24 protein-coding genes and 2 tRNA genes are annotated in these 23,704 nt (G+C 35.9%); 15 read left to right on the top strand and 11 right to left on the bottom strand.

The annotated features are described in order from the left end of the window. Positions 1–56: 56 nt before the first annotated feature. The 3 genes from OZP11_RS14035 to OZP11_RS14025 form a co-directional block, all read right to left on the bottom strand. A complete protein-coding gene (locus OZP11_RS14035) occupies positions 57–980 on the bottom strand; it encodes a PfkB family carbohydrate kinase (protein WP_281231180.1) in 924 nt (307 codons plus the stop codon). A 421-nt stretch (positions 981–1,401) separates the two neighbouring features. Then, entirely contained in the window at positions 1,402–1,797 is a 396-nt protein-coding gene (locus OZP11_RS14030) for a hypothetical protein (protein ID WP_281231178.1), read from the bottom strand. Continuing rightward, positions 1,781–2,368 (bottom strand): RNA polymerase sigma factor, encoded by a 588-nt coding sequence (locus OZP11_RS14025; RefSeq protein ID WP_281231177.1) that lies wholly within the window; start codon positions 2,366–2,368, stop codon positions 1,781–1,783. Before OZP11_RS14025 ends, OZP11_RS14030 begins: the two co-directional genes overlap by 17 nt. A 238-nt stretch (positions 2,369–2,606) precedes the next feature. Here OZP11_RS14025 and OZP11_RS14020 point away from each other — a divergent pair, with 238 nt between their 5' ends. Further along, positions 2,607–2,957: a DUF6249 domain-containing protein gene (locus tag OZP11_RS14020; RefSeq protein WP_281231176.1), complete on the top strand. Its 351-nt coding sequence runs from the start codon at positions 2,607–2,609 to the stop codon at positions 2,955–2,957. A 58-nt stretch (positions 2,958–3,015) separates the two neighbouring features. On the opposite strand, the gene rnhA is transcribed toward OZP11_RS14020, so the two are convergent. Together rnhA and purN are read right to left on the bottom strand one after the other, a co-directional pair. Then, the gene (gene rnhA, locus OZP11_RS14015) at positions 3,016–3,495 is read right to left on the bottom strand and encodes a ribonuclease HI (RefSeq protein WP_281231175.1); all 480 of its coding nucleotides are present in this window, start codon (positions 3,493–3,495) and stop codon (positions 3,016–3,018) included. 70 nt (positions 3,496–3,565) lie between these two features. Next, positions 3,566–4,141, bottom strand: coding sequence for a phosphoribosylglycinamide formyltransferase (gene purN, locus OZP11_RS14010; RefSeq protein ID WP_281231174.1), 576 nt, complete (start codon positions 4,139–4,141; stop codon positions 3,566–3,568). A gap of 175 nt (positions 4,142–4,316) precedes the next feature. Here purN and OZP11_RS14005 point away from each other — a divergent pair, with 175 nt between their 5' ends. The 13 genes from OZP11_RS14005 to OZP11_RS13945 all read left to right on the top strand — a co-directional run bounded on the left by OZP11_RS14005 (position 4,317) and on the right by OZP11_RS13945 (position 18,838). Beyond that, positions 4,317–4,553: an acyl carrier protein gene (locus OZP11_RS14005; protein WP_007137004.1), complete on the top strand. Its 237-nt coding sequence runs from the start codon at positions 4,317–4,319 to the stop codon at positions 4,551–4,553. Between the two features lie 242 nt (positions 4,554–4,795). Then, positions 4,796–6,049, top strand: coding sequence for a beta-ketoacyl-ACP synthase II (gene fabF, locus OZP11_RS14000; RefSeq protein WP_281231173.1), 1,254 nt, complete (start codon positions 4,796–4,798; stop codon positions 6,047–6,049). 9 nt (positions 6,050–6,058) lie between these two features. Further along, positions 6,059–6,799 carry a ribonuclease III gene (rnc, locus tag OZP11_RS13995; protein WP_281231172.1) on the top strand — a complete coding sequence of 247 codons (741 nt, stop codon included), beginning with the start codon at positions 6,059–6,061 and terminating at the stop codon, positions 6,797–6,799. A gap of 124 nt (positions 6,800–6,923) precedes the next feature. Next, positions 6,924–7,412: an IPExxxVDY family protein gene (locus OZP11_RS13990; RefSeq protein WP_281231171.1), complete on the top strand. Its 489-nt coding sequence runs from the start codon at positions 6,924–6,926 to the stop codon at positions 7,410–7,412. A 5-nt stretch (positions 7,413–7,417) separates the two neighbouring features. Beyond that, the gene (pyk, locus tag OZP11_RS13985; RefSeq protein ID WP_281231170.1) at positions 7,418–8,851 is read left to right on the top strand and encodes a pyruvate kinase; all 1,434 of its coding nucleotides are present in this window, start codon (positions 7,418–7,420) and stop codon (positions 8,849–8,851) included. A 506-nt stretch (positions 8,852–9,357) separates the two neighbouring features. Continuing rightward, positions 9,358–11,037: an arylsulfatase gene (locus tag OZP11_RS13980; protein ID WP_281231169.1), complete on the top strand. Its 1,680-nt coding sequence runs from the start codon at positions 9,358–9,360 to the stop codon at positions 11,035–11,037. Positions 11,038–11,098: 61 nt separating this feature from the next. Beyond that, positions 11,099–12,115, top strand: coding sequence for an HAD family hydrolase (locus OZP11_RS13975; RefSeq protein WP_281231168.1), 1,017 nt, complete (start codon positions 11,099–11,101; stop codon positions 12,113–12,115). Between the two features lie 70 nt (positions 12,116–12,185). Further along, positions 12,186–13,007 carry a hypothetical protein gene (locus OZP11_RS13970; protein ID WP_281231167.1) on the top strand — a complete coding sequence of 274 codons (822 nt, stop codon included), beginning with the start codon at positions 12,186–12,188 and terminating at the stop codon, positions 13,005–13,007. Between the two features lie 23 nt (positions 13,008–13,030). Next, positions 13,031–14,431: a DUF2252 domain-containing protein gene (locus tag OZP11_RS13965; protein WP_281231166.1), complete on the top strand. Its 1,401-nt coding sequence runs from the start codon at positions 13,031–13,033 to the stop codon at positions 14,429–14,431. Between the two features lie 279 nt (positions 14,432–14,710). Then, positions 14,711–15,289, top strand: a complete 579-nt coding sequence (locus tag OZP11_RS13960) for a DUF4136 domain-containing protein (protein WP_281231165.1) — start codon at positions 14,711–14,713, stop codon at positions 15,287–15,289. 127 nt (positions 15,290–15,416) lie between these two features. Further along, positions 15,417–16,568 carry a helix-turn-helix domain-containing protein gene (locus OZP11_RS13955; RefSeq protein ID WP_281231164.1) on the top strand — a complete coding sequence of 384 codons (1,152 nt, stop codon included), beginning with the start codon at positions 15,417–15,419 and terminating at the stop codon, positions 16,566–16,568. A 61-nt stretch (positions 16,569–16,629) separates the two neighbouring features. Next, positions 16,630–17,589, top strand: a complete 960-nt coding sequence (locus OZP11_RS13950) for a SphA family protein (RefSeq protein WP_281231163.1) — start codon at positions 16,630–16,632, stop codon at positions 17,587–17,589. 55 nt (positions 17,590–17,644) lie between these two features. Further along, the gene (locus tag OZP11_RS13945) at positions 17,645–18,838 is read left to right on the top strand and encodes a BamA/TamA family outer membrane protein (protein ID WP_281231162.1); all 1,194 of its coding nucleotides are present in this window, start codon (positions 17,645–17,647) and stop codon (positions 18,836–18,838) included. Between the two features lie 98 nt (positions 18,839–18,936). Here the strand turns inward: OZP11_RS13945 and OZP11_RS13940 are convergent, their stop codons facing one another. Continuing rightward, positions 18,937–19,794 carry a CPBP family intramembrane glutamic endopeptidase gene (locus tag OZP11_RS13940; RefSeq protein WP_281231161.1) on the bottom strand — a complete coding sequence of 286 codons (858 nt, stop codon included), beginning with the start codon at positions 19,792–19,794 and terminating at the stop codon, positions 18,937–18,939. Positions 19,795–19,868: 74 nt separating this feature from the next. Then, positions 19,869–20,666 (bottom strand): AraC family transcriptional regulator, encoded by a 798-nt coding sequence (locus OZP11_RS13935; RefSeq protein ID WP_281231160.1) that lies wholly within the window; start codon positions 20,664–20,666, stop codon positions 19,869–19,871. Between the two features lie 245 nt (positions 20,667–20,911). Here OZP11_RS13935 and OZP11_RS13930 point away from each other — a divergent pair, with 245 nt between their 5' ends. Then, positions 20,912–22,108 carry a C1 family peptidase gene (locus OZP11_RS13930; protein ID WP_281231159.1) on the top strand — a complete coding sequence of 399 codons (1,197 nt, stop codon included), beginning with the start codon at positions 20,912–20,914 and terminating at the stop codon, positions 22,106–22,108. A gap of 150 nt (positions 22,109–22,258) precedes the next feature. Here OZP11_RS13930 and OZP11_RS13925 read toward each other — a convergent pair whose 3' ends face one another. The 4 genes from OZP11_RS13925 to OZP11_RS13910 form a co-directional block, all read right to left on the bottom strand. Beyond that, positions 22,259–22,648: a helix-turn-helix domain-containing protein gene (locus OZP11_RS13925; RefSeq protein ID WP_281231158.1), complete on the bottom strand. Its 390-nt coding sequence runs from the start codon at positions 22,646–22,648 to the stop codon at positions 22,259–22,261. Between the two features lie 354 nt (positions 22,649–23,002). Next, entirely contained in the window at positions 23,003–23,284 is a 282-nt protein-coding gene (locus tag OZP11_RS13920) for a GIY-YIG nuclease family protein (protein ID WP_281231157.1), read from the bottom strand. A 182-nt stretch (positions 23,285–23,466) separates the two neighbouring features. Then, positions 23,467–23,540, bottom strand: a tRNA-Asn gene (locus OZP11_RS13915). Positions 23,541–23,578: 38 nt separating this feature from the next. Next, positions 23,579–23,652 (bottom strand) — tRNA-Asn (locus tag OZP11_RS13910). Positions 23,653–23,704 lie beyond the last annotated feature (52 nt).

Here is a 23,704-nt window from a genome sequence, read left to right as displayed (position 1 = left end):
AAGTTGTGTGTATTAACGTAATAAAAAAAGCCCCGTTTTATCGAGGCTCTTGGGCATTATATTTCTATGTCAAACTGAGTTAACGACTTAAATTGCTGTAATCGAATCGCTACTTCGGCTTTGCTTAATGTTTCCATCCTTTCGGTTCCAAATTTTTCTACGCAGAACGAGGCTAAATTTGAACCGTAAATAATTGCGTTTTTCATGTTGCCAAATGAAATGTTTTCGCTTTGTGCAATAAATCCTGAAAAACCGCCTGCAAAAGTGTCTCCGGCTCCTGTAGGATCGAAAACCTCTTCTAGTGGTAAAGCTGGTGCAAAGAATACCTCTCTGTTGTGGAATAAAAGTGCTCCGTGTTCTCCTTTTTTGATCACCACATATTTTGGTCCCATATCCTGGATTTTCGCAGCCGCTTTTACTAATGAATATTCACCGGAAAGCTGTCTTGCTTCTTCGTCATTGATTGTAATAACATCTACACGTTTAATAACGTCTAATAATTCCGGAAGAGCGCAGTCCATCCAAAAGTTCATTGTGTCTAAAACAACTAATTTTGGTTTTTTTTCTAATTGATCTAAAACACTGCTTTGTACTAATGGGTGTAAGTTTCCTAACATTACAACGTCAGCATCTTTGTAGTTTTGAGGAACTTTTGGCTGAAAATCAGCTAAAACGTTCAATTCAGTAACTAAAGTATCTCTTGAATTTAAATCGTTGTGGTACAAACCGCTCCAGAAAAAGGTTTTTCCTCCTTTTACAATTTCGATACCGGAGATATCGATATTTTTTGAAGTCAATAAATCTAAATGTTCTTGAGGAAAATCGTCGCCAACTACAGAAACAATGGCCGATTGCAAGTTAAAAAATGACGCTGATAATCCGATGTAGGTTGCAGCACCACCTAAAATTTTATCTGTTTTTCCGAAAGGAGTTTCAATCGCGTCGAAAGCAACTGTTCCAACAATCAATAGTTTATTCATTTTATGAATTTCGAATTAGGGTGCAAAGATACTTCATAAGTTACAATCTTGCAACGGTTTAGGTTCGCAAAATTTTCTTAAAAAAATGACAACGTTTTCGAAGTAAAACTATTGTAAATGAATTGGTTAAAATTGATTTTTTCTGAGTTTAAAATAGGTTTTTTAGAGTTAAGCTGCAACTTTTTTGAAAAAAAATGCGATTATTTTACAGCTTCTTAAAAATGCTCTTTATTAATTAATATTTTTTATCCAATTGATTGCATCTTTCATAGGTTCTTTAGAGTCGGAAAACGCGGGATTGCAGACGCATTACCAGTAAGAAAAAACAAAAGCATTAAAAGGAAATACGCGTACATTCTTTTTGCTCCTGGAATGCTTTTAAAAAACGCCGGTTTATTTTTCATTTCTTTTAAAAATGGAATTACAACTCGTACTTCTTATCAAAATAATTTTTTAAAACCCCAACCTGAACCAGAGTCATAAAAGATACAATTAAAACTGCATAGAATATGGTTTGCGAAAAATGAATTCCGGAGAAGACAGCAGCAATTTTATCCGAATATGATTTTCCTGTTTCAAGATTATTCTCAGTACCCGTAAAAAAGGTATAATATCCGGCTAAAAACAATAAAACAACTCCAATGAAAATCCATACTAAGTTCGAAATCAATGGCTTGTATGGTTTTGCTTTTGCTTTTTCAGAAACCAGAATCTGAGACATTATATTTGAAGTAAAGTTGGCAGATGGTGATTGAAGGGTTTCTTCTGCCATCATTTTATCAATAAGATTTTCTAAGTTTTTATCGCTCTCTTTCATAACACTCTATTATTTCCGGTTCTAACTGCTTTTTCAAAATTACGGCTAATTTTTGTCGGCTCCTAAATAATTTTACTTTGACATTATTAGCGTTTATATTCATTATTTTTCCAATTTCCTCTAAATTCTGTTCTTCAAAATAAAACAAAGTCAGCAGGAAATTTTCTTCTCGGGGAAGCAGATTTAAACAATTTTGAATGGTCTGCCTTTTTTCTTTATCTTCTAATGCCGATAAAGCATTGTCCATTGTTTTAATTAAATGAGAAGAAAATTCATCAATTGAAATGTTGTTTTCTTCTTTTTTGTTTTTCTTTAAACGATCCAGGCATGTATTATAAGATATTTTATAAATCCATGTTGAAAATTTAGAATCGCCTTTAAATTTGCTTAGGGAATTGAATGTTTTTATAAAAGTATCCTGTGCCGCCTCTTCGGCTTCTTCCTTATTTTTCATCATTTTCAGAGACAAAGAAAAGATCATATCCTTATAACGATCAACGAGTACTGCAAAAGCATTGGTTTCGCCCTGCAGGATTTTGTCGATATAATGTTGATCATGTAATGTACTCATATTATATAGGACGACAAGATGTTTGTTTAGGTTACAAGAATTTTGAAAAAATAAATTCCAAAGCTTTAATAAATCAAATTTAAAGTAATTAAACTGTACAGTTCAGGTTGAATTTAAAATTCATAGAGTTTTGTAATTGGGAATGAAAAAAAAATGATTTTTTTTCATTTTAGTTGTAACCTCAATTTAAAAGCTGTCGTCATATGGAGTATCAATCAATTAAAAAAAATATAAAATTATGGGACCACAAATTTTAGTACCAGTCAGCCTTTTCGCAATGATCTTCGGAATTGTATATCTTATTTATTCAACAAGGAACAGAGAACGTCTGGCACTTATAGAAAAAGGAGTAGATGCGAGTATATTTTTAAAAGGAACAGGAAAAGGCGTTGCTGCATGGAAAATCTTTGTTGTAAATCTGGCTTTCTTATTAATAGGAAGCGGTATCGGAATTTTTATTGCTTTATTAATTACGACCTACACAACTCTTAATGATGGTGCGGTTTATCCTTCGATTATATTTATAATGGCAGGTATAGGACTTTTAACCGGATTTAAAACGGCAAAAGATCTGGACAAAGAGGAATAAAAATTTAAGTTAGTGCTAATAACGTATCGTGAACCTTGGTTTTCGATACGTTATTTTTTTATATCAATTTAGAATCGGTTGTTTCATAAAAAGAATCAATAGAAAGATTGGGCTGCATAGATGCCATAACAGCCAATTGATCGCAGCGTTCGTTTTGAGGATGGTTATTGTGACCTTTTATCCATTTAAAGTCAACTTGATGTTTGCGGTATGCAATTAGAAAGCGTTTCCATAGATCAGAGTTTTTTCTGCCGGCGAACTTTTTTTTCTCCCAGCCCAGAACCCATTTTTTTTCAACAGAATCCACAACATATTTAGAATCCGAAACTACAAGCACTTTCATATTCGGTTTTTTGAGTTTTTCAAGACCTACAATTACAGCCAGAAGTTCCATTCTGTTATTTGTTGTAAGGCGGAAGCCTTCGTAGAATTCTTTTTTATGTGGTGTCCCCACCAATTCCATCACCACTCCGTAGCCGCCGTTTCCGGGATTTCCTTTAGCAGCGCCGTCAGTATATATATGTACTTCGTGAGTCATTATTTATTTTAGATTGGAGATTTTAGATTTTAGATTGCTTTGGTTTGCAATTATTTTAGATTCTTAGAATTTATATTTTAGAATTATCCAGAAGGATTTTATGAATAATCTCAGGGAAATGCTTTTGTTCCAGTTCGTGAATCTTCTCTGCCACTGTTTCCGGCGTGTCCTCATTGGTTAAAGCAACGTTTGTCTGAAAAATAATCCCGCCTTCGTCATAATGTTCATTGACATAATGAATAGAAATTCCGGTTTCTTTCTCCTTATTATTAATGATTGCTCTGTGAATGTGCATTCCGTACATTCCTTTGCCTCCATAGTTAGGTAAAAGTGCCGGATGAATGTTTATTATGCTGTTTGGATAGTGCTCAATTATGTTCTCTGGAAATTTCAGTAAAAAACCGGCCAGAACTATCAAATCCGGGTCGATTTCTTGTATTTTTTGTAGTACATTTCCTTCTAAAAGTTCGTTTTTTGAGAAGATTTCAACAGGAATTTGATGATTTTTTGCTCTTTCAATCACTTTTGCCGAAGCGTTATTTGTAAAAACAGAAACGACCCCGGCGAATTCGGTCTTTGAAAAATATTTTATAATGTTTTCTGCATTAGATCCTGATCCTGAGGCAAAAACGATAATTTTTTTCATGATTTAAGTTATTTTTAGAATGCAAAAAACGGAATAAAAATCGAAAATAAATAGCTTTAAAAGGCCTTTCTTGAAATTAATTTTATAAATTAGTGTCACATTTATAAACTAAATAGTTGTTTTAAAATAAAGTTTTTTATTTTTGCCAACAAATTAAATTCTAAAATTAAAGATTATGTCAGACATTGCATCAAGAGTAAAAGCGATTATCGTAGACAAATTAGGTGTTGACGAAAACGAAGTTGTAACAGAAGCAAGCTTCACTAATGATTTAGGAGCTGACTCATTAGACACTGTTGAGCTTATTATGGAATTCGAAAAAGAATTTGATATTCAAATTCCAGACGATCAAGCAGAAAACATTGCTACTGTAGGTCAAGCTATTTCTTATATCGAGGAAGCAAAAAAATAATAATACCACACCCGATTTCTAAAAATCCCAATTTTTTGAAATTCCAGACTCCAATTTTGGAATTTGTTTTTTGAAATTTGAAATTTTTAAGGATCGGGTGTTATTATTTTTTTAAAATTTAAAATTCGATTGATTTTCAATCAAAAAGATATACTTATATTGTAATACCCATGGCTCTTAAGTAGCAATACAGTTAAGAAAGCATGGGTTTTATTTGTTTAAAGACACAAAACACATATTTTATGGCATTAAGGCGAGTTGTTGTAACAGGATTAGGTGCACTTACTCCTATAGGGAATAATATCCAGGAATATTGGGATGCACTTGTGAATGGAGTAAGCGGAGCCGCTCCTATCACATATTATGATACAGAGAAGCATAAAACGAAATTTGCGTGCGAAGTGAAAAACTTCAATATTGAAGATTACATGGATCGCAAGGAATCCCGCAGACTTGATAAATTTGCTCAATATGCAATTGCTGCCAGTGATGAAGCTATTAAAGATGCAGGAATTACAAATGATAACGTTAACAAACAAAGAGTTGGTGTTATCTGGGGAGCAGGAATTGGAGGTTTAGAGACTTTTCAGGATGAAGTAATGTATTATGCAAAAGGAGACGGAACTCCAAAGTTTAATCCGTTTTTCATTCCTAAAATGATCGCTGATATAGCACCGGCACACATTTCGATGCGTAACGGTTATATGGGGCCAAACTACACGACTGTTTCTGCATGTGCATCTTCTGCAAATGCATTAATCGATGCTTTTAACTACATCCGCTTAGGAATGTGCGATGTTATTGTTTCAGGTGGTTCTGAAGCAGCTGTTACCATTGCCGGTATGGGAGGTTTCAGCTCGATGCACGCATTGTCTACAAGAAACGAAAGTCCAGAAACAGCTTCAAGACCGTTTGACGCAACCAGAGATGGTTTCGTTTTAGGGGAAGGAGCAGGAGCTTTGGTTCTTGAAGATTACGAACACGCTAAAGCAAGAGGTGCAAAAATCTACTGCGAAATTGGCGGAGGCGGAATGTCATCTGATGCTTACCACTTAACAGCACCGCATCCGGAAGGAATTGGAGTTATTGCCGTAATGGAAAATACTTTAAGAGATGCTGGTATGAATCCGGAAGATGTTGATCATATTAATACACACGGAACTTCTACTCCGCTTGGAGACGTTGCCGAGTTAAAAGCGATCAGCGCTGTTTTTGGAGATCATGCTAAAACAATTAATATCAACTCTACAAAATCAATGACAGGACACTTACTTGGTGCTGCCGGAGCTATCGAAGCAATTGCTTCTATCCTGGCAATGAAACATGGTATTGTTCCTCCAACGATTAACCATACTGTAGTAGACGAGAATATTGATCCATCGCTTAATTTAACTTTAAATAAAGCGCAGAAAAGAGAAGTAAATGTTGCTATGAGTAACACTTTTGGTTTTGGCGGACACAATGCTTGTGTATTGTTTAAAAAATTGGCTGACTAATTTTCGTATATGAATATTATCAAAAAAATATTTTCTAAATCCCGTTCTCTAGAAGACGGGATTTTTTTTGACACTATTCAGAAAATTCTTGGTTTTCAGCCCGTTAATATTGAATTTTATCGAAGAGCATTCACACATAGGTCATCAAATAAACTAGATGAAAACGGACATCCTATAAATTACGAACGACTTGAATTTTTAGGAGACGCTATGTTAAGTGCCGTAATTGCTGCACATCTGTTTAATAAAGCTCCAAACGGAGACGAAGGTTATTTAACAAAAATGCGCTCAAAAATTGTCAGCCGCGAACATTTAAATGAACTTGGCAAAGACTTAAATTTAGTAAAGTTTGTTGAGAGCAAGGTTCCTGTACAGCATTTTGGAGAAAATATTCATGGTAATATTTTTGAGTCGCTGGTAGGTGCTATTTATTTAGATAAAGGGTATTCGTATTGCGAAAGGTTTATTCAGAAAAGAGTAATTACACCTTATGTTGATATTGCAAGACTTGAAGGAAAAGTAATAAGTTACAAGAGTTTGGTTATCGAATGGTGTCAGAAAGAAAAAAGAGTTTTTCATTATGATATTTTTGAAGATAATGGTATTGACGGACAACGCCTGTTTGGTGTTAAATTAAGTATCGATGATAAAGTAGTTGCAAGAGCAAGGGCGACTTCAAAAAAGAAAGCAGAGGAAAAAGCTTCGCAAAGGGCATATTTTGCATTTCAGGAAAAAATTGACAAGAAATAACTACAAAATACACGTAATTATCTTAACGCTAAAACGTTTTCGTTTATAAATTGACAAAAACAAACTGCTAATAACTATTGATGCTCCGTAAGAAATAGTATATTTACAACTGATTTTTCATGACATGGCTATTCATAGATTGGATTTAGACGAATTTGACGAAATTGATTATTATTTAATGGCGATTCATACTTCATTAGAAGATTACAGACTGGCCTATTTTATCAATCAAAACCTTCCGATAAACTTAAGTAAGAGCAAAAACGAGATTCATGCTCAGACTAAAGAAGGTGAGGCAAATTTTTCGAGATTTTATTATTATGATTCTGAAAAAGCGGTTTCGTGGAATTTGATTCAGAATAAAAATGAGATCATTTCTGTGAGTACAAATGATTTCCAGAATTTGTTTTCTAATGAAACAAGTGAGGTTTCTACAACAATTCATTTACTTCCTGAATTCAAAAAGGTAGATTTTTTCCTGAAAATTGATAACAGCGAGGAGACTGTCAATTTTTCAGAAATTCAACAAAAATTAAATTCAATTGAAAGTATAGCTGCAATTTATGCTGTAGATACCAATAAAATAAAATCAAAAAACAATCTAATTTTTTAAAAAAAATGTTAACAAACAAGAAAACCAAAATTGTTGCTACACTTGGTCCTGCATGTAGTACAAGAGAGATTATCAAAGATATGATCGATGCAGGGGTTAATGTGTTTAGAATCAATTTTTCGCATGCAGATTACGAAGGAGTAAAAGAGAAAATCGATATCATTAGAGGCCTTAACGAAGAGTTTGGTTACACAACAGCAATCCTTGGAGATTTGCAGGGACCAAAACTTAGAGTAGGTGTAATGGAAGAAGGAACAGTTGTGCACGATGGTGATGAAATCACTTTTACAACTGCCGAAGATATTATAGGAACATCAAAAAGAGTGTTCATGAAATATCAAAATTTCCCAAATGATGTTAATCCTGGAGAGCGTATTTTGCTTGACGATGGTAAACTTATTTTTGAAATTGTTTCAACAGATAAAAAAACAGAAGTTGTTGCCAGAGTTATTCAGGGTGGGGAATTAAAATCTAAAAAAGGAGTTAATCTTCCAAACACAAAAATTTCTTTACCGGCTTTAACTGAAAAAGATATCGCTGATGCAATTTTTGCAATTGAGCAAAAAGTAGACTGGATCGCACTTTCATTCGTGAAAACACCTCGCGATTTACAGGATTTACAAGAATTAATCGCGAAACATTCTGAATACAAAATTCCAATCGTTGCTAAAATTGAAATGCCGGAAGCTCTTGAGAACATGGATAAAATTGTAGCGTACTGCGATGGTTTAATGGTGGCTCGTGGTGACCTTGGTGTTGAGCTTCCTGCTCACGAAGTGCCATTGGTACAAAAAGATTTGATCAGAAGAGCTAAAACAGCCAGAATCCCTGTTATCGTTGCTACACAAATGATGGAAACAATGATTACAAGTTTAACTCCAACAAGAGCAGAGGTAAACGACGTTGCTAACTCAGTAATGGACGGTGCCGATGCAGTAATGTTATCAGGAGAAACTGCAACAGGAAACTATCCTGTACAGGTAATTCAGAGAATGGCGCAAATTTGTGAAGCGGTAGAAAATTCTCCGCTTATTCAGGTGCCTCAAAATACACCTCAAATTAAAACAAAACGTTTCGTTACTAAAACAGTTTGTCATCAGGCAGCATTATTAGCAAACGAAATTGAAGCTAAAGCTATTTGTACTTTAACAAACAGCGGTTATACAGCTTTCCAGATTTCAGCATGGAGACCATCAACGGCTCATATTTTAGTATTTACTTCAAACAGAAGAATCTTAACTCAATTGAATTTACTATGGGGAGTTAAATCATTCTACTACGATAATGAAGTAAGTACAGACGATACGGTTACAGATGTAAACAAAATTGCTGTCGATAAGGGATATGCTTCAAAAGGAGATTACCTTATCAACCTTGCTGCAATGCCAATTAAAGATAAAGGAATGGTGAACACCATGAGAGTTTCTGAAATAGATTAAGTTTTATAAAAAAACTATATATTACGTTAAAAGCCATCTTTTTAGATGGCTTTTTTTATGGAATAAAACTACCTCCTGACGGTTTACAGTCTTTTTATGCCTTTTTCTTCATGACTGTCAAAATCTTTGCTTCAGAAAAAGCAACTTTTTGTTTGATAATTTTTGTAAAAATGTGAAACAAAACATAATTTATTGTGTTTCAGGATGTAAAATGAAACGTTATGGAGCAAAATAAAATACTTTTTATGTTTCAAGTTATAAAATGAAACCATCTCATGCCTTATAAATTCAAATATTAGGATTTAGATTATTTAATTTTGAGAAGCTAAAAAAAAGTTAAAAAAAGATTTGTTGCAGATTCGATGATAGAATGAATATGAAACAATGATGATAAAATGCATCAAATGAATGGACTTTTATAATTTTTGAGTCTACCCGTTTTTCCGTGTTTTTTATTTGAATACCTCCTCATATATAACAAGAATTACTAACGAATTTTTTTTATCATGAAACAACTCAAATTAAAATGCAGGTTTAATAATGCAATTGCTTTAATAGCAGTACTATGTGTTACAGCATCATCAGCTCAAAGTAAAAAACAGCCTAATATACTGGTACTTTGGGGCGATGATATTGGAATTACAAATATTAGTGCTTACAGTGATGGTCTTATGGGGTATACAACACCCAACATTGACCGTTTGGCAAATGAAGGACTTCGATTTTTACATTATTATGGAGAGCAGAGCTGTACAGCCGGTCGTGCCGCTTTTTTAACCGGACAGCATGGTATACGCACCGGACTTACCAAAGTAGGTTTTCCCGGAGCTCCAATGGGAATGAGCCAGTTAGATCCTTCTATAGGAGGAATAATGAAAAGTTTGGGATATGCAACGGGACAATTTGGTAAAAACCACGTAGGAGACCGTAATGAAAGTCTGCCTACAGTAAATGGTTTCGATGAATTTTTTGGTAACCTCTATCACCTAAATGCAGAAGAAGAACCTGAATTACCGGATTATCCTAAAGATCCTGAATATGTTAAGAAATTTGGACCAAGAGGAGTCCTGAAATGTACCGCAACAAATGTAGATGATGCCACAACAGATCCTCGTTTTGGAAGAGTAGGAAAACAAAAAATTGAAGATACCGGAGCACTTACCAAAAAAAGGATGGAAACCGTAGATGACGAAACATCTGCAGCTGCTATTGATTTTATTAAAAGACAAAACAGTGCAGGGAAACCATTTTTCTGCTGGTTTAATGCGACTCGTATGCACCTTCGTACCCACGTAAGAGCAGAACACAGAGGACGATATACACACGGAGACAGCGAGTATATCGATGGTATGATAGAACATGATGAAACTATTGGCAGTATTTTAAAAGTACTCGATGATTTAGGAATTACCGAAAACACAATCGTAGTATATTCAACAGATAATGGGCCTCATATGAATACCTGGCCTGATGGTGCCATGACCTCTTTCCGTTCAGAAAAAAATACAAACTGGGAAGGTGCCTTCCGCGTTCCTTGTATTGTTCGCTGGCCGGGTAACATTAAACCGGGAACCATTACCACTGAATTGATGAGTCATAATGACTGGATTCCAACCTTTGCATCGATTGCTGGTGAACCAAATATTACAAAAAAACTTTTGAGCGGTTACAATGCAAATGGTAAAACATATAAAGTGCATTTAGACGGATTTGACCAGACACAATTACTAAAAGGAGGAAAAAGTGTAAGAGATAAATTCTTCTATTCTGATGATGATGGATTACTCGTGGGGCTGCGTCAGGGCGATTACAAGTATGTATTTGCAGAACAGCGTCTGGCAGGAACAATGGGGGTGTGGGCAGAACCATTTACAGAACTTCGTCTTCAAAAAATATTCAACTTGTATCAGGATCCTTACGAGCGTGCTGATTTTACTTCCAATACATATTGGGATTGGTTGATAGATCATGTAGGAGGAGTTTACGGGGCAATGAATAATGTATTTGTCTTTGCTGAATCATTTAAAGAATATCCACCGCGTTCATTCCCTCCAAGTTTCAATCCAACGACTATTCTTAATCAGACATTACAGAGTATTAAAACCGAGAAGTATGTTGAGAAAAATATCCTGCCTAGGGTAATAAAAGAAGAAGAAGCGGCCGCTGCTGCAAAAAAGAAAAAGTAAAAATAAATCACCAAAAGATTTAAGCGCTTAAGTTTAGATCTTTTGGTTAATAAAAAATGATATGATTAAAAAAATATTTTTTTTACTGGTTACTTTATTTCTGTTCGTATCGTGTAAAAAATCAGATGCTTTAATTGCACCGTCTTCAGATACTGCACAATCTGAAACGGGGATAATTGGCGATCCGCTGCCAAGCTGGAACAAAGGCGCCCTTAAGAGTGATATTATTGCATATGTAGAAAAAGTAACCAAAAAAGGCAGCCCGGATTTTATCCCGATAGAGGATCGTATTGCCACATTTGATAATGACGGTACGCTATGGGCAGAAAAACCCTATGTGCAGGAACTATTTGCTTTTTATCGTGTACAGAAAATGGTCGAAGCCAAACCTGAACTGGCAAAGAAACAGCCATTCAAAGCAGTAGTAGAAAAAGATAAGTCGTACTTTGAAAAAGGCGGCGATAAGGCGCTTATAGAACTCGTGGCGGCTACTCATACCGGTATGACTGAAGATGAGTTTGAAGCTTCGGTGGCAGAGTTTTATAAAAATGCTAAATATCCCGGTAAAAATGTTCCTGTAAAACAAATACGATATCAGCCGCAATTAGAACTCTTGAATTATCTGCGTGCCAACGGATTCAAAACCTATATAGTAACCGGAGGAACGATAGAAGTGGTGAGAGGAATATCACAGGATTTTTATGGAGTTCCGAAAAATCAGGTTGTGGGAACTTCTTTTAAATACAAATATGATCCGGCAAAAAATGCCATACAGCGGGAACCGGCTTTAAATCATTTTAATGACAAAGAAGAAAAACCTGCAGGTATACAGCTTCATATTGGGCAGCGTCCGGTTTTTGCCTGTGGTAACGAAGGGGGGGGCGGAGATATTGCTATGCTTGAATATTCGCAGGGAAATAAATACCCTTCTTTTCAATTACTGGTAAACCACAATGATTCTGTTAGAGAATACGGTTATCAGGAAAAGGATAATGCTTCCTTAAATGCAGCGGCCAAAAATAAATGGCATGTGATAAGTATGAAAGACGACTGGAAAAATATTTTTACTGGAAAATAACTAAATATATTTTGTCTCAGAATTTATTGTATTGTTTTTTATTACAAATAAACTATTACACCCTATAAATATGAAACAAGCAAAATATTTTACAAGATTAAGAAGCACGATTGTTATTCTTCTTTTGCATTTTGCAGTATTTGCGCAGGAAGAACCAAAACCAGGGAACAGTGCACAGGAGCTGGCAGACAAATTAGCAAATCCGGTGGCAAGTCTAATCAGTGTACCGCTTCAAAACAATTTAAATTACGGAATTGGTCAGTATAATGGTGTAAAGTATACAATCAATATACAGCCGGTTGTTCCGTTTAAATTATCGGATAATCTCAATTTAATTACACGTTATATACTTCCGGTTGTAGATCAAAGAAATATAACAGGATTTAATACGCACGAATTTGGTTTAAGTGATGCAACTGTGACGGCTTTTTTTGCTCCTAAAACAAAAAAAATAATCTTTGGAGCCGGGCCTGCATTTTTAGTGCCTTCAGCTACTGAAAAAGTTTTAGGGACAGAAAAATTTGGAGTTGGACCAAGTGTACTGCTCATGCATCAGGGCAAAGGACTGTCTGTAGGATTTATTGCCAATCAGATTTGGTCCGTTGCCGGAGCATCTGATCGTGCAGATTTCAATAGTTTTTACACACAGATATTTTTATCTCATAGTTATAAAAGCGGTGCAAGCTGGGGAGTCAATGCTGAAATTACGCAAAACTGGGAAGGCAATACTACCCTGATTTCTCTGAACCCTTCATTGGGAGGCATTACTAAATTTGGCAGTCAGGTTGTTCAGTTTTCCGTACAGCCTTTAATTCCAATTGTCGGGCATCAATCCATCAGACCGGATTGGGGATTAAGAGCTGTTATTGCTTTTGTGTTTCCGGGTTCTTAACTATTTTTTTAATATCAAAAATTATGACTGATGGATTTAGAGAAAATAATAAAAGTGTATTTGATCCGGCTGCCTCAAAAGCAGAACGTTATGCCAAAGGCGTATCGATAAGGAAAACGACACCTCTTTTGCGGCATAAAGAATGGAACTCTTTTAAAAACAGAAAAAATCCTGTTGATATTTTAATTGAAACAGGTGTTGGAAGGGTAGAAAGTTTACTCCCTATCCGCTACAGCAGAATGATGGAGTCACCATTTTCCTTTTTTAGAGGTGCAGCAGCTATTATGGCAGCAGATCTGGCTCATACGCCAATTTCCGGAATTAGTCTCCAGTTGTGCGGAGACTGTCATTTAATGAATTTTGGCGGTTTTGCCACACCGGAGCGGAAATTGGTTTTTGATATTAATGATTTTGATGAAACTTTTCCAGGTCCCTGGGAATGGGATGTAAAACGATTAGCAGCCAGTTTTGTCATTGCAGGCAGATGGCTGAAGTTTTCCGGTAAAAATTGTAAAGAATTTGCATGGAATGCGGCTGACAGCTACAAAAGACACATGATCGAATACAGCAGATTATCAGCATTGCAGATCTGGTATGCCGATATTGATCTGGCTGAACTGATCGATATGGGACATGATAAAGAGATAAGGGAATTTCATCATAAACGAATTAAGAAAGCGTCAGAATATACAGCCCATGAAAAGGAATTTGCCAAGATGACCTCTCTCGATGGTGTAAGAGCAAGAATTAAAGATGAGCCTCCGCTAATATTTCATCCCTCCGGAAACGAACAATCAGAAATATTAAAAGAAGCCAATATCATTCATAAACGATATATCGAATCACTTTCAGATGACAAACAGGTCTTACTCAGCCGATATGCCCTGCATGATGCAGCTGTAAAGGTGGTAGGCGTAGGCAGTGTGGGAACACTCTGTGGGATTAGCCTGCTGATGTCGGCAACAGGAGAACCGATTTTTTTACAGTTTAAAGAAGCCCGAAAAAGTGTATTGGAACCTTACGTTAAGAATAAAGGAAAATACAGTCATCAGGGCGAAAGAATCGTAATGGGACAAAAACTGATGCAGTCTGCCTCTGATTTGTTTCTGGGCTGGACAAACGACAATAAAAACCGTTTTTTCTACCTCCGGCAGCTCCGGGATGCAAAGGTGAAACCTGTTCTTGAAATTATGAAACCCAAAAACCTGTGCGAATATGCAAAAGCCTGCGGATGGGCGCTTGCAAGGGCACATGCACGATCAGGAGATCCGTCGGTGCTGTCTGGTTATATAGGAGATTCGGACGAATTTGCCAATGCAGTTTCAGAATTTTCGATTCTGTATGCCAATCAAAATGAATCAGATTATAATAAAATGTTAGAAGCAATTAAACAAGGACGACTGCCAATTGCAGCAGAGACCTGAACGATTTCAAAAGATGGCTGCATTATGTAGTCGTATAAGGTAAGTAGATTCATAAAAGATTTTTTAAAGTTTTTATGAATGATAATTTTTCAATTAAGTAAGAATTTTTGCGATTCATTGTGGAGATTACAGAAAAAAATCTATCTTTGAGTGTATAGTAATTTATTGGTTAGTAGTATTTTAACATATAAAAGTGCTATTTTTCGTTCATTCAGGATTTTTAAGATTTTAATACATCGAGTTTAACACATTTATAATTAATTTTTTAAATAAGACATCATGAATATTAAAAGAACAAATCTTCGCCTAATTCCCGTATTATTTTTGGGATTATTTTACAGCTGTTCGCCAACAGTAAAAGTAACAACAGATTACGATCATTCTGCCAACTTCAGTGAGTACAAAACCTTTGCGGTTTATGATTTAAGAGCGCAGGAAGGACAAGTAAATCAATTGAATGTAGATCGAGTGACAAAAGCAATCCGAAACGAAATGATTGCCAAAGGATTTACAGAATCATCTAACCCGGATTTAAAGGTAAATGCGGTTTCTATCTTAAAAAACAGAACTTCAGTTAGTGCCAATACAGATTTTTACGGATACGGAGGTATGTACAGACCTTACGGATACTGGGGCGGCGGTGCCATGATGGGCGGTGCCAATACGACCTTTAACACCTACGACTATGTTGACGGCTCTCTTGTAATCGATATAGTATCTGCCAAAAACCAAAAACTGCTGTGGCAGGGAATCGGGAATGCAGAAATCGACAGCAAGCCGGATAATCCGGAAGAATTTATCAATAGTTCTATCAAAAAAATACTGGCGGATTTCCCTCCGGGTTCGGTTAAAAAATAAACCGAAACAGTATAAAAAGCAAATGTGCTTAGTCTATCAGTCTTAAACAAGCACATTTGTTTATAAAATGAAGGTCCCCGCTCGAAAACTCTTTTTTAAGAATACAACAAACAAATAAACTTAAAAAATGATCGATATTTTACTTTCACTCTTCTTTTTTATTGCTACAATCGTGGGTTTTGCGACCTCGTTTATGGTTCTTTTTTCAAAGAAAAACTACTCAAGAAGTTTTTTTCTGGGACTGTTTTTGTTCAGTCTGGCCGTTGTAAGCATTTATAATTTCTATTTATCGGCAAATGTTTTCAAGAAGTTTCCGGATTTGTTTATGATTACAAAATCATTCATATTTCTGGTAGCTCCATGCGCTTTTTTGTATGTGCGAAGTGTGTTGTTTTCAGATTCCTCCTTTAAAAAATACGACTGGCTGCATTTTTTTCCGTTTATCGTGTATTTTTTATTGACTATTGGGGTATGGATCGGGAATTTTACTCAAATCTACTTTATCAATTATCTTTCGGTAAAAATAAACAGTCCGTTTTCTATGCTCAGCCTTAGCATCTGGCTTGTTTATGCTTTCTGCCAGACGATGATGATTTTAAATTATGATCTGAAAAAGTTCAAAGAAAATCAGCTTCAGAAAATGAAAATATTAGGATGGATCAGAGTGTACAATCTTATGACCTTGTTCTTGTTTTCGACACTTTTTGTACACTTCTTTTTGATTAATAAAGCCGATAATTTATCGTGTTATATACTGATTTCGGCCGTATTGGTTTTTACAGTAGGATGGCTGTATTTTAAGCCGCATATATTTTACGACGAAACCGAAGAAGGTCAAATTGAAGTAATTGATTTTGGAAATGATAATGTAATCATCATCAAAGAAGCCCAGGCGGTAATGCCGGTCGTAAAAGAATTAACGCCCGAGAAAAAACAAATTTATCTGGCACTGCTTGAAAGCACTTTTGCCTCAAAAAAACTGTTTCTGAAAAAAGATCTGGTAATTCGTGATATTGCCGAAGAAACCGGAATAACGGTAAATAATCTCTCCAATTTAATAAATTCCGAATTCAATCTGCATTTTCAGGATTATATAAACCTCAAACGAATTGAATATTTTAAAGAAAAAATAAACGATTCAGACTGGAAAGGACTATCGCTCGAAGGTATGGCGTGGGCATCCGGTTTTAAGTCCAGAACAACCTGTTTCAGGGCTTTTATAAAGCATACAGGAAAATCTCCTTCAGAATATTTCAGAGTAATCAGAGTAAATCCGTAGCATTACGGCAGACTTTTTCGATGATTACAAAATCATGATGACTAATTAATACAAAGAAACCATGAAATCAAAATCAATACTGCAATTACTATTTTCTGTTTTGTTTTTTGCTGTAAGTGCCGTAACTCAGGCACAGCTGAAAGGCGGTCATATACTGGGTGCAATGGGACTGCAGTCCGGAACGCAAACGCCTGCGAATACTCTGAGTGTATATGTACCCGCTTATCTGTATGATGCCGGAACGCTTCGAAACGCTGACGGAGACAAGGTTGCCAATCCTGACCTTACCATGTTTTTAACAGGAGTCGGAGCAGCATATGTAAGCGATTTTAAAATTCTGGGAGCCAATTACGGCGCCACTATTTTAGTAGCTTTTGCTTCGAATACCATTCAGGGAAATTTTATCGATACCAGAAATTCACTGGCTTTTACAGATATGTACATTCAGCCTTTACAATTGGGCTGGCATAATAAAAGAGCCGATTTTGTTTTTAGTTATCAAATGTATATTCCAACCGGAAAATTCAATGCAGGAGCCTCGGATAATGCCGGACTCGGAATGTTTATGAATGAAATTTCGGCTGGAACAACTTTGTTTTTTAACGATAAAAAGACCTTTCATTTTTCGGCTCTGGTTTCTTATGAAATCAACGGAAAAAAGAAAGATACCGATATAAAAACCGGAGATATTTTAAGCATCGAAGGCGGTTTGGGAAAAACCTTTTATATGCTCAATGCCGAAAAAACTGCACCAAAAGGAATCCTGAATGCGGGACTTATTTATTATCTGCAGTACAAAGTCTCAAACGATAAAATTCCGGTAGGAAATATAATCCTTGAACCAGACAAAGATCGTATAGGGGCTTTGGGTGCCGAAGTAAATTACTTTCATATTGGCAGTAAAACTTCGGCGGGACTTCGCTGGGTTTCTGAGCTGGGTGCCCAGAGCCGTTTTCAGGGAAATACCTTTTTCTTAACGCTGGCGCACGTATTTAGTCTGGCAGAAGAAAAAAAAGGATAAAACAGCTTAAAGCAGATGTTTTTTAATTGAATGCGAAAATTTTAAATTGATTTAAATGAGAAATACTTATTCAGATTGTTCTATAAAAAACAGAAAGCTTTTTCAAAAAACAGTTTTCACATTTGTTATCTGCCTTTTTTCATTTCAGACTGCAATTGCGCAGAAACAACATCCTCATATAAGTACAAAAGATTCCCTTGACGGTGCTTTCGATTTAAGCGATTATATTATTTATGCACACGGTTTTATTGTAGTGCCGACGATAATTACAGAACCGGCTTTGGGCGGAATTGGAGGCGCCATTGTGCCTGTTTTTCTGAAAAAACATGCACCGGTTGTAGATGAAAACGGCAAAAAAAGATTTATAAATCCGGATATTACGGGAGGAATTGGTATGTATACCGGAAATAAAAGCTGGATGGCAGGCGCATTCCGGTCTGGAACACTTATAAAATCCCGAATTTTATATCGCGCGATGGCAGGGTACGGCGATATGAACTTATCGTTTTATGCCAACAATCTGCCTAATTTAAGCGATCAGGAATTTAAACTTAACTTCCGGTCTACTATTTTTTATACACAATGGTTAAAACAGTTTAATAATCCAAAATGGAGTGCAGGGCCGCAGTATTTATTTTTAAACTCAAAAATAAACCTGCCTGATTTAAATTTACCGCCTCCTTTTGTAGATCCAAAAGATATTAAAAGTACAATAAGTCAGGTGGGACTCGCCGTTCAGTTTGACGGACGCGATAATATATTTACGCCAGATAAAGGAATACGTCTTCAGTCCGACTTTTTCTGGTCAGATGATGCGATAGGAAGCGATTATGATGCCTGGCGCGTAAATTTTTCGGCAATAGGATTTTATCCGTTATCAAAAAAATTAATTGGCGGGCTCAGGTTAGAAGGGGAGCAGGCGTTTGGGAGTCCGCCTTTTTATTTACTGCCGGGAATTAACCTGAGAGGAATTCCTGCAGCAAGATATCAGGGTAAAACCAGTATCGTAACAGAAGCCGAATTACGATGGGACGTTTACAAACGCTGGAGCGTAATGGGTTACGGCGGTCTGGCTAGCGCTTTTAACGACTGGGATCAGGCTTTTGCAAAACCTGTTGTATACAGTTACGGAACCGGATTTCGCTATTTAATTGCCCGAAAATTCAAACTCCGCATGGGTGTCGATGTAGCCCGGGGCCCCGAAGACTGGGCATATTACATTGTTTTTGGAAGTAACTGGCTGCGATAAATGCATTTTGACAATTTTTTCCCTTTATAAAAAAAAATCCCGAAACGATAGTTTCGGGATTTAAGTTATATTTCGTGTCCATTCGCAGCATCAAAGATTTATCTCCAATAAGGCTTCACAATTTTATTTTCTCTATGGCACAAAGCCAATAAAATAAAGGTGCCCACAAAACAAAAAACAACAGCCTGAATAGAACCTTCCGGTCCAAATGCGCCTCCTGTAATAAATTCAGAGCCCTGTATTTTGGCCTCCAGCAGACTATTTGTTTTTTCGTTTCCGGAAGTAATAGCCCCAAAAATTCCTGATTGAGTAAAATTCCATGCAAAATGAATTGCAATAGGAAACCACAAATTACGCTTGTACATATAAGCTGCGCCGAATAAAAAACCTGCAGCCGTAATACATAATCCCGAAAGAAAAGTGCTGTGCGGATTGATAAGATGCAGTATCCAGAACGTTACGCCCGAAATAAGAAGAGAAATATAACTGCCCAGTTTTTCTTCGACAATTCTAAATAAAATACCACGCACCAGAATTTCCTCAATAATGGCAACCGTAAACATAAGCGCAAGCGGAATCAGGATAAACGAAACCGGATTTACGGCTATAACGCTATAACTTCCGTTAAGATAAATTACCAGGATAGTAAGAGCCTGAAGTGTGAAACCAACAAAAATTCCTAAGAGGATATTCTTGATAAATTCTTTCGAAGCAAATTCGGTAACTTCTCTCTTTTCATATTTTTTAAAGAAAAGAATATAACTGTACACACACATGGCCGAAACTAAAAGTCCTTTTAAAAGACTCCTGTAATCTTTGTCTAAAGGCGTTAAAGCCAGTAATTTTGATGTAATCTGCTGTCCGGCAATTACAACTGCCATAAAAACAAGCAGGGCAAGGATAATGGTGGTAACAGGCGAATTGAATATTTTTTGTTTTGTGGTAAGTGTTTCCATTTTTAAATTTGGTTTTAATTTGAAGCAAATCTACAGCGCCCCCAAATAAAAAAATAGAATGAAATTTGCCTTCTTTATAATTTCTGAAACTGTTTAGGTAAAAATCCCGTCTGATCTTTAAAAGTTCTCGTAAAATGACTCTGATCCGCAAAACCGCATTCGAGGCCAATTTCGGTTAAATTGCATTCTGTGGACTGAATCATCGAAAGCGAACGATTAATCTTGATACGACGCATATATTCGCCCAGCGTACAGCCAAAATACTTCGGAAAATGTTTAGAAATCGTCACCGGATTCAGGTTTAAAACCTGCGCTAAATCTTTTAAATTCGGGTTTTCATTCCAACAGTCGTTTAATAACTCATTGATGCTTTTTACCCAAAACGGACTCTTGTCAAATCGTTCCAAATGCGAAGCCGGGTTTGACAATTGCAAAAACAGCATTTTAATTGTATCGTTAGAAAAAGTATCGGCTCTCTGTGTTTCCTTAAATATTTTCAAAATCAAAAACTTGGCAAGCGCACTGTTTTGAACTGATTTTTCGATTGCAGCTTCATCAATCCTTAGTTCTTTTAAAAGATTGTCTTCAATTTCAATATTGATATTTCGGGATGGAAAAAGTGTGTTCTGGTTTAGGTGCAGTTCATCGCTGTGATAAAACAGTAAAGATCCGGCGCCCAGTGTTTCGCTGTAGTTCTTTCGTTTTTCGGTTGTACCGCCTTTCAGGAAAAGGGTTATATGGGCATTATTGTGCGAATGCCAGCCTTCGTAAACCTTGTTTTGGTACTCGGTTTCAACCACTGCAATTCCCTGCTGCGTATTAAACACATTGGTGGTATTGCCCAGGTATTTTTCTTTTTCCAGTTCGTACATTTTCTGTTTTTGGCGAGGCATTTAACAGGAACCAAATTACTATTTATTTGGATAATAAAAACAAGGCAGATTGAGATTCTAAAAAACATCCTTCGTTTTACAGAATTTGTAAGTTTTGGATGCTTAATAAAAACATTGTGTAAACATTAACGGAAAAATAATAGTTTTTTTACCTAATATTTAATTGATTTGTAACAAAAATAAAATTAGAGCGACTTATAAGTCAACTATTAAATCCTTTGATTATGTATAAAAATACAATTAAATCAGTTTTTGCCGCTTCAGCATTTTTTGTTGCTGCCGGAAGCTGTTTTGCACAAGACGTTTTGGTAAATTCATTAAAGTTAAATGCGAGTGATAAAAGTAAAGAAGCTTTTAAATTCACCGAAGTAGTTAACTTAGGAACCACCTCTATTAAAAACCAGGGTTCATCCGGAACTTGCTGGAGTTATGCTTCAAACTCATTTTTAGAGTCAGAAATGATTCGTTTAGGAAAACAGCCTGTTGAGTTATCTCAGGTATTTTCTGCCCGAAATGTGTATGTAGATAAAGGCGTAAATTATGTACGCATGCACGGCGCTATTACATTGGGCGATGGCGGTGCGCTTCACGACGTAATTAATATGTACAAAAAATACGGAACCGTTCCTAGAGAAGTCTACACAGGATTAAACTACGGAACAGATAAAAATAAATTTGCCGAAATGGCTGCTTTAATCGAAGGTGTTCTGGCTGCTGTGGTTAAAAATCCAAACGGACAATTGACTCCAAACTGGCAGAAAGCCTATACAGCAGTAATTGATTCATATTTAGGAAAAGTGCCTGAAAACTTCGCGTATAAAGGAAAAAACTATACACCTCAGTCTTTTGCTAAAGAAGTAGTAGGGATTAACCCGGATGAGTACATCGAAATGTCGTCGTTTACAACTTCTCCGTACTACCAAAAAACAACTATGATGGTACCGGACAATTGGTCTCTTGACCAGGTTTACAATGTAAAAGTAAACGATATGACCGATGTTATCGACAACGCACTGAAAAAAGGATATACTGTAGCATGGGCAACAGACGTAAGTGAGAAAAGCTTCAGCTGGAAAAATGGTGTAGCATACGTGCCGACAAAGAAATTTGATGACATGTCAGCCGAAGAAAAAGCAGATATGTTCAACGGACCAAAAGCAGAGCCGGAAATTACTCCGGAAATGCGTCAGGAAGCATTTGACAACTACACAACAACAGACGACCACGGAATGCACATCATAGGTCTTGCAAAAGATCAAACCGGAAAAGAATATTATATCGTAAAAAATTCTTGGGGAGAAACAAATGACTACAAAGGTTTCTTATTCGTAACCAAAAATTTCGTAAAATATAAAACAACTGCCTTATTGGTAAACAAAGGCGGAATTCCTTCTGATATCGCTAAGAAATTAGGAGTATAATTTTTAAAAGGTTTATTATTAAATAGAGAAAGCGCTGTAATCTTGGGATTACGGCGCTTTTTTGCTTTTTAACTTAACAAGTATATTGTGTGTGCAATTTTTGCACTAAATGATTTCTAATCTTTAATGATTGTTTGATCAATAAAAACTCTACTTCCCTTTCATCAACTTCTCCAAATACTCGACCTTATCCTTCTCAGCCTGAACCAAACGTTCATAAAGTTCCACAACTTTGTCAAGAGGATTAAAGTTGCAATTAAATGCATTGCCATTAATAACACTTCCGTCTTGTAATGTGTTTCCAATAATGTTTAAAACCGCTTCTTCAGAGAAATTTTCAATTCCTTCAGCAGAAACGCCTAAAACTTCGGCAATTGCTTTAAGTTTTTCTTCGTCGACAGTTTCGCTGTTTTCAATAATCGAAATAGACTGCTGGCTCATACCTAAAGCCTGCGCCAAAGCTTCTTGTTTCATGTCACGAAGTTCACGAATACGGCTTATTTTTCGTCCTATATGGTTTGGTCTGCTAAGTGTGCTCATAATTCAAAGATATTTAAAAATTCGGAGAAAAGTATTTGTGTAGTAAAATACAAAATAGAATTTGTGCGATACATTTTTTTATTTTTGGAACAGAAACAAAAATACAATTTTTCTCACAGATGATAATTAAAATAAAAAAGATAACCATAAAAGATTTTAAAGAAGAAGCAGAAGAAGAAAAAGTGTGTGTTTCTTTATGGAGTTTCGAGTGTGATTTCTCCTTCCAGTCGAAATGACAAAAAAGGCAAAAAAAAGACGATCATTTTGATCGTCTTTTTTTTAAGCTCCCCCTCTTGTCCCGATGGCTATCGGGAGAACCAACCCCGAAAGCTTTCGGGGCTCTGATTAACGGTTTTATTTATATTTCTCTTTAAGTCTAAGAATAATATCTGGATACTTAATTAAATTTTCAATATAGATTTTGCTTTTCATTTTCTTAATATGTTTTTCAATATTAAGACCTTGTGATTTACTTCCGCATTCTATTTTGAGAAATAATTCCCAATCTTCTGCATTTGCTGTGAATTTATGTGATTCTGCATTTTTATGAAACTCCATTCGAGTATCAAAATTAGATGTAAATCCAATATAAAATCGATTCAATTTGGAGGAATAGAGAATGTAAACAAAATGCATGATGATAGAATAAATAAAGGGCAAAAAAACACTAAGAATAATTATAAGTGGTATTTAGTAAACTCCTCTTGTCCTAATAGCTATTGGTAGGATCAACCCCGAAAGCTTTCGGGGCTCTGATTAGCAGTCAGATTCGTATCAAAAAAAAATACCACTTACATCTGTAAGTGGTATTTATTAAGCTCCCCCTCTTGGGCTCGAACCAAGGACCCTCTGATTAACAGTCAGATGCTCTAACCAACTGAGCTAAGGAGGAATCACCTTAAAGGTAAATATGTTTGCTAAAAAAAGTTGCTCCCCCTCTTGGGCTCGAACCAAGGACCCTCTGATTAACAGTCAGATGCTCTAACCAACTGAGCTAAGGAGGAAGTTGTTGCTCTTTTTAGCGAGTGCAAATATAAAACTATTTTTAGTTTCTCA

This window comes from Flavobacterium gelatinilyticum (assembly GCF_027111295.1).
GTDB lineage: Bacteria > Bacteroidota > Bacteroidia > Flavobacteriales > Flavobacteriaceae > Flavobacterium > Flavobacterium gelatinilyticum.
The sequence above is the reverse complement of the archived record's forward strand: the minus strand, read 5'-3'. Positions and strand labels throughout refer to the sequence as shown.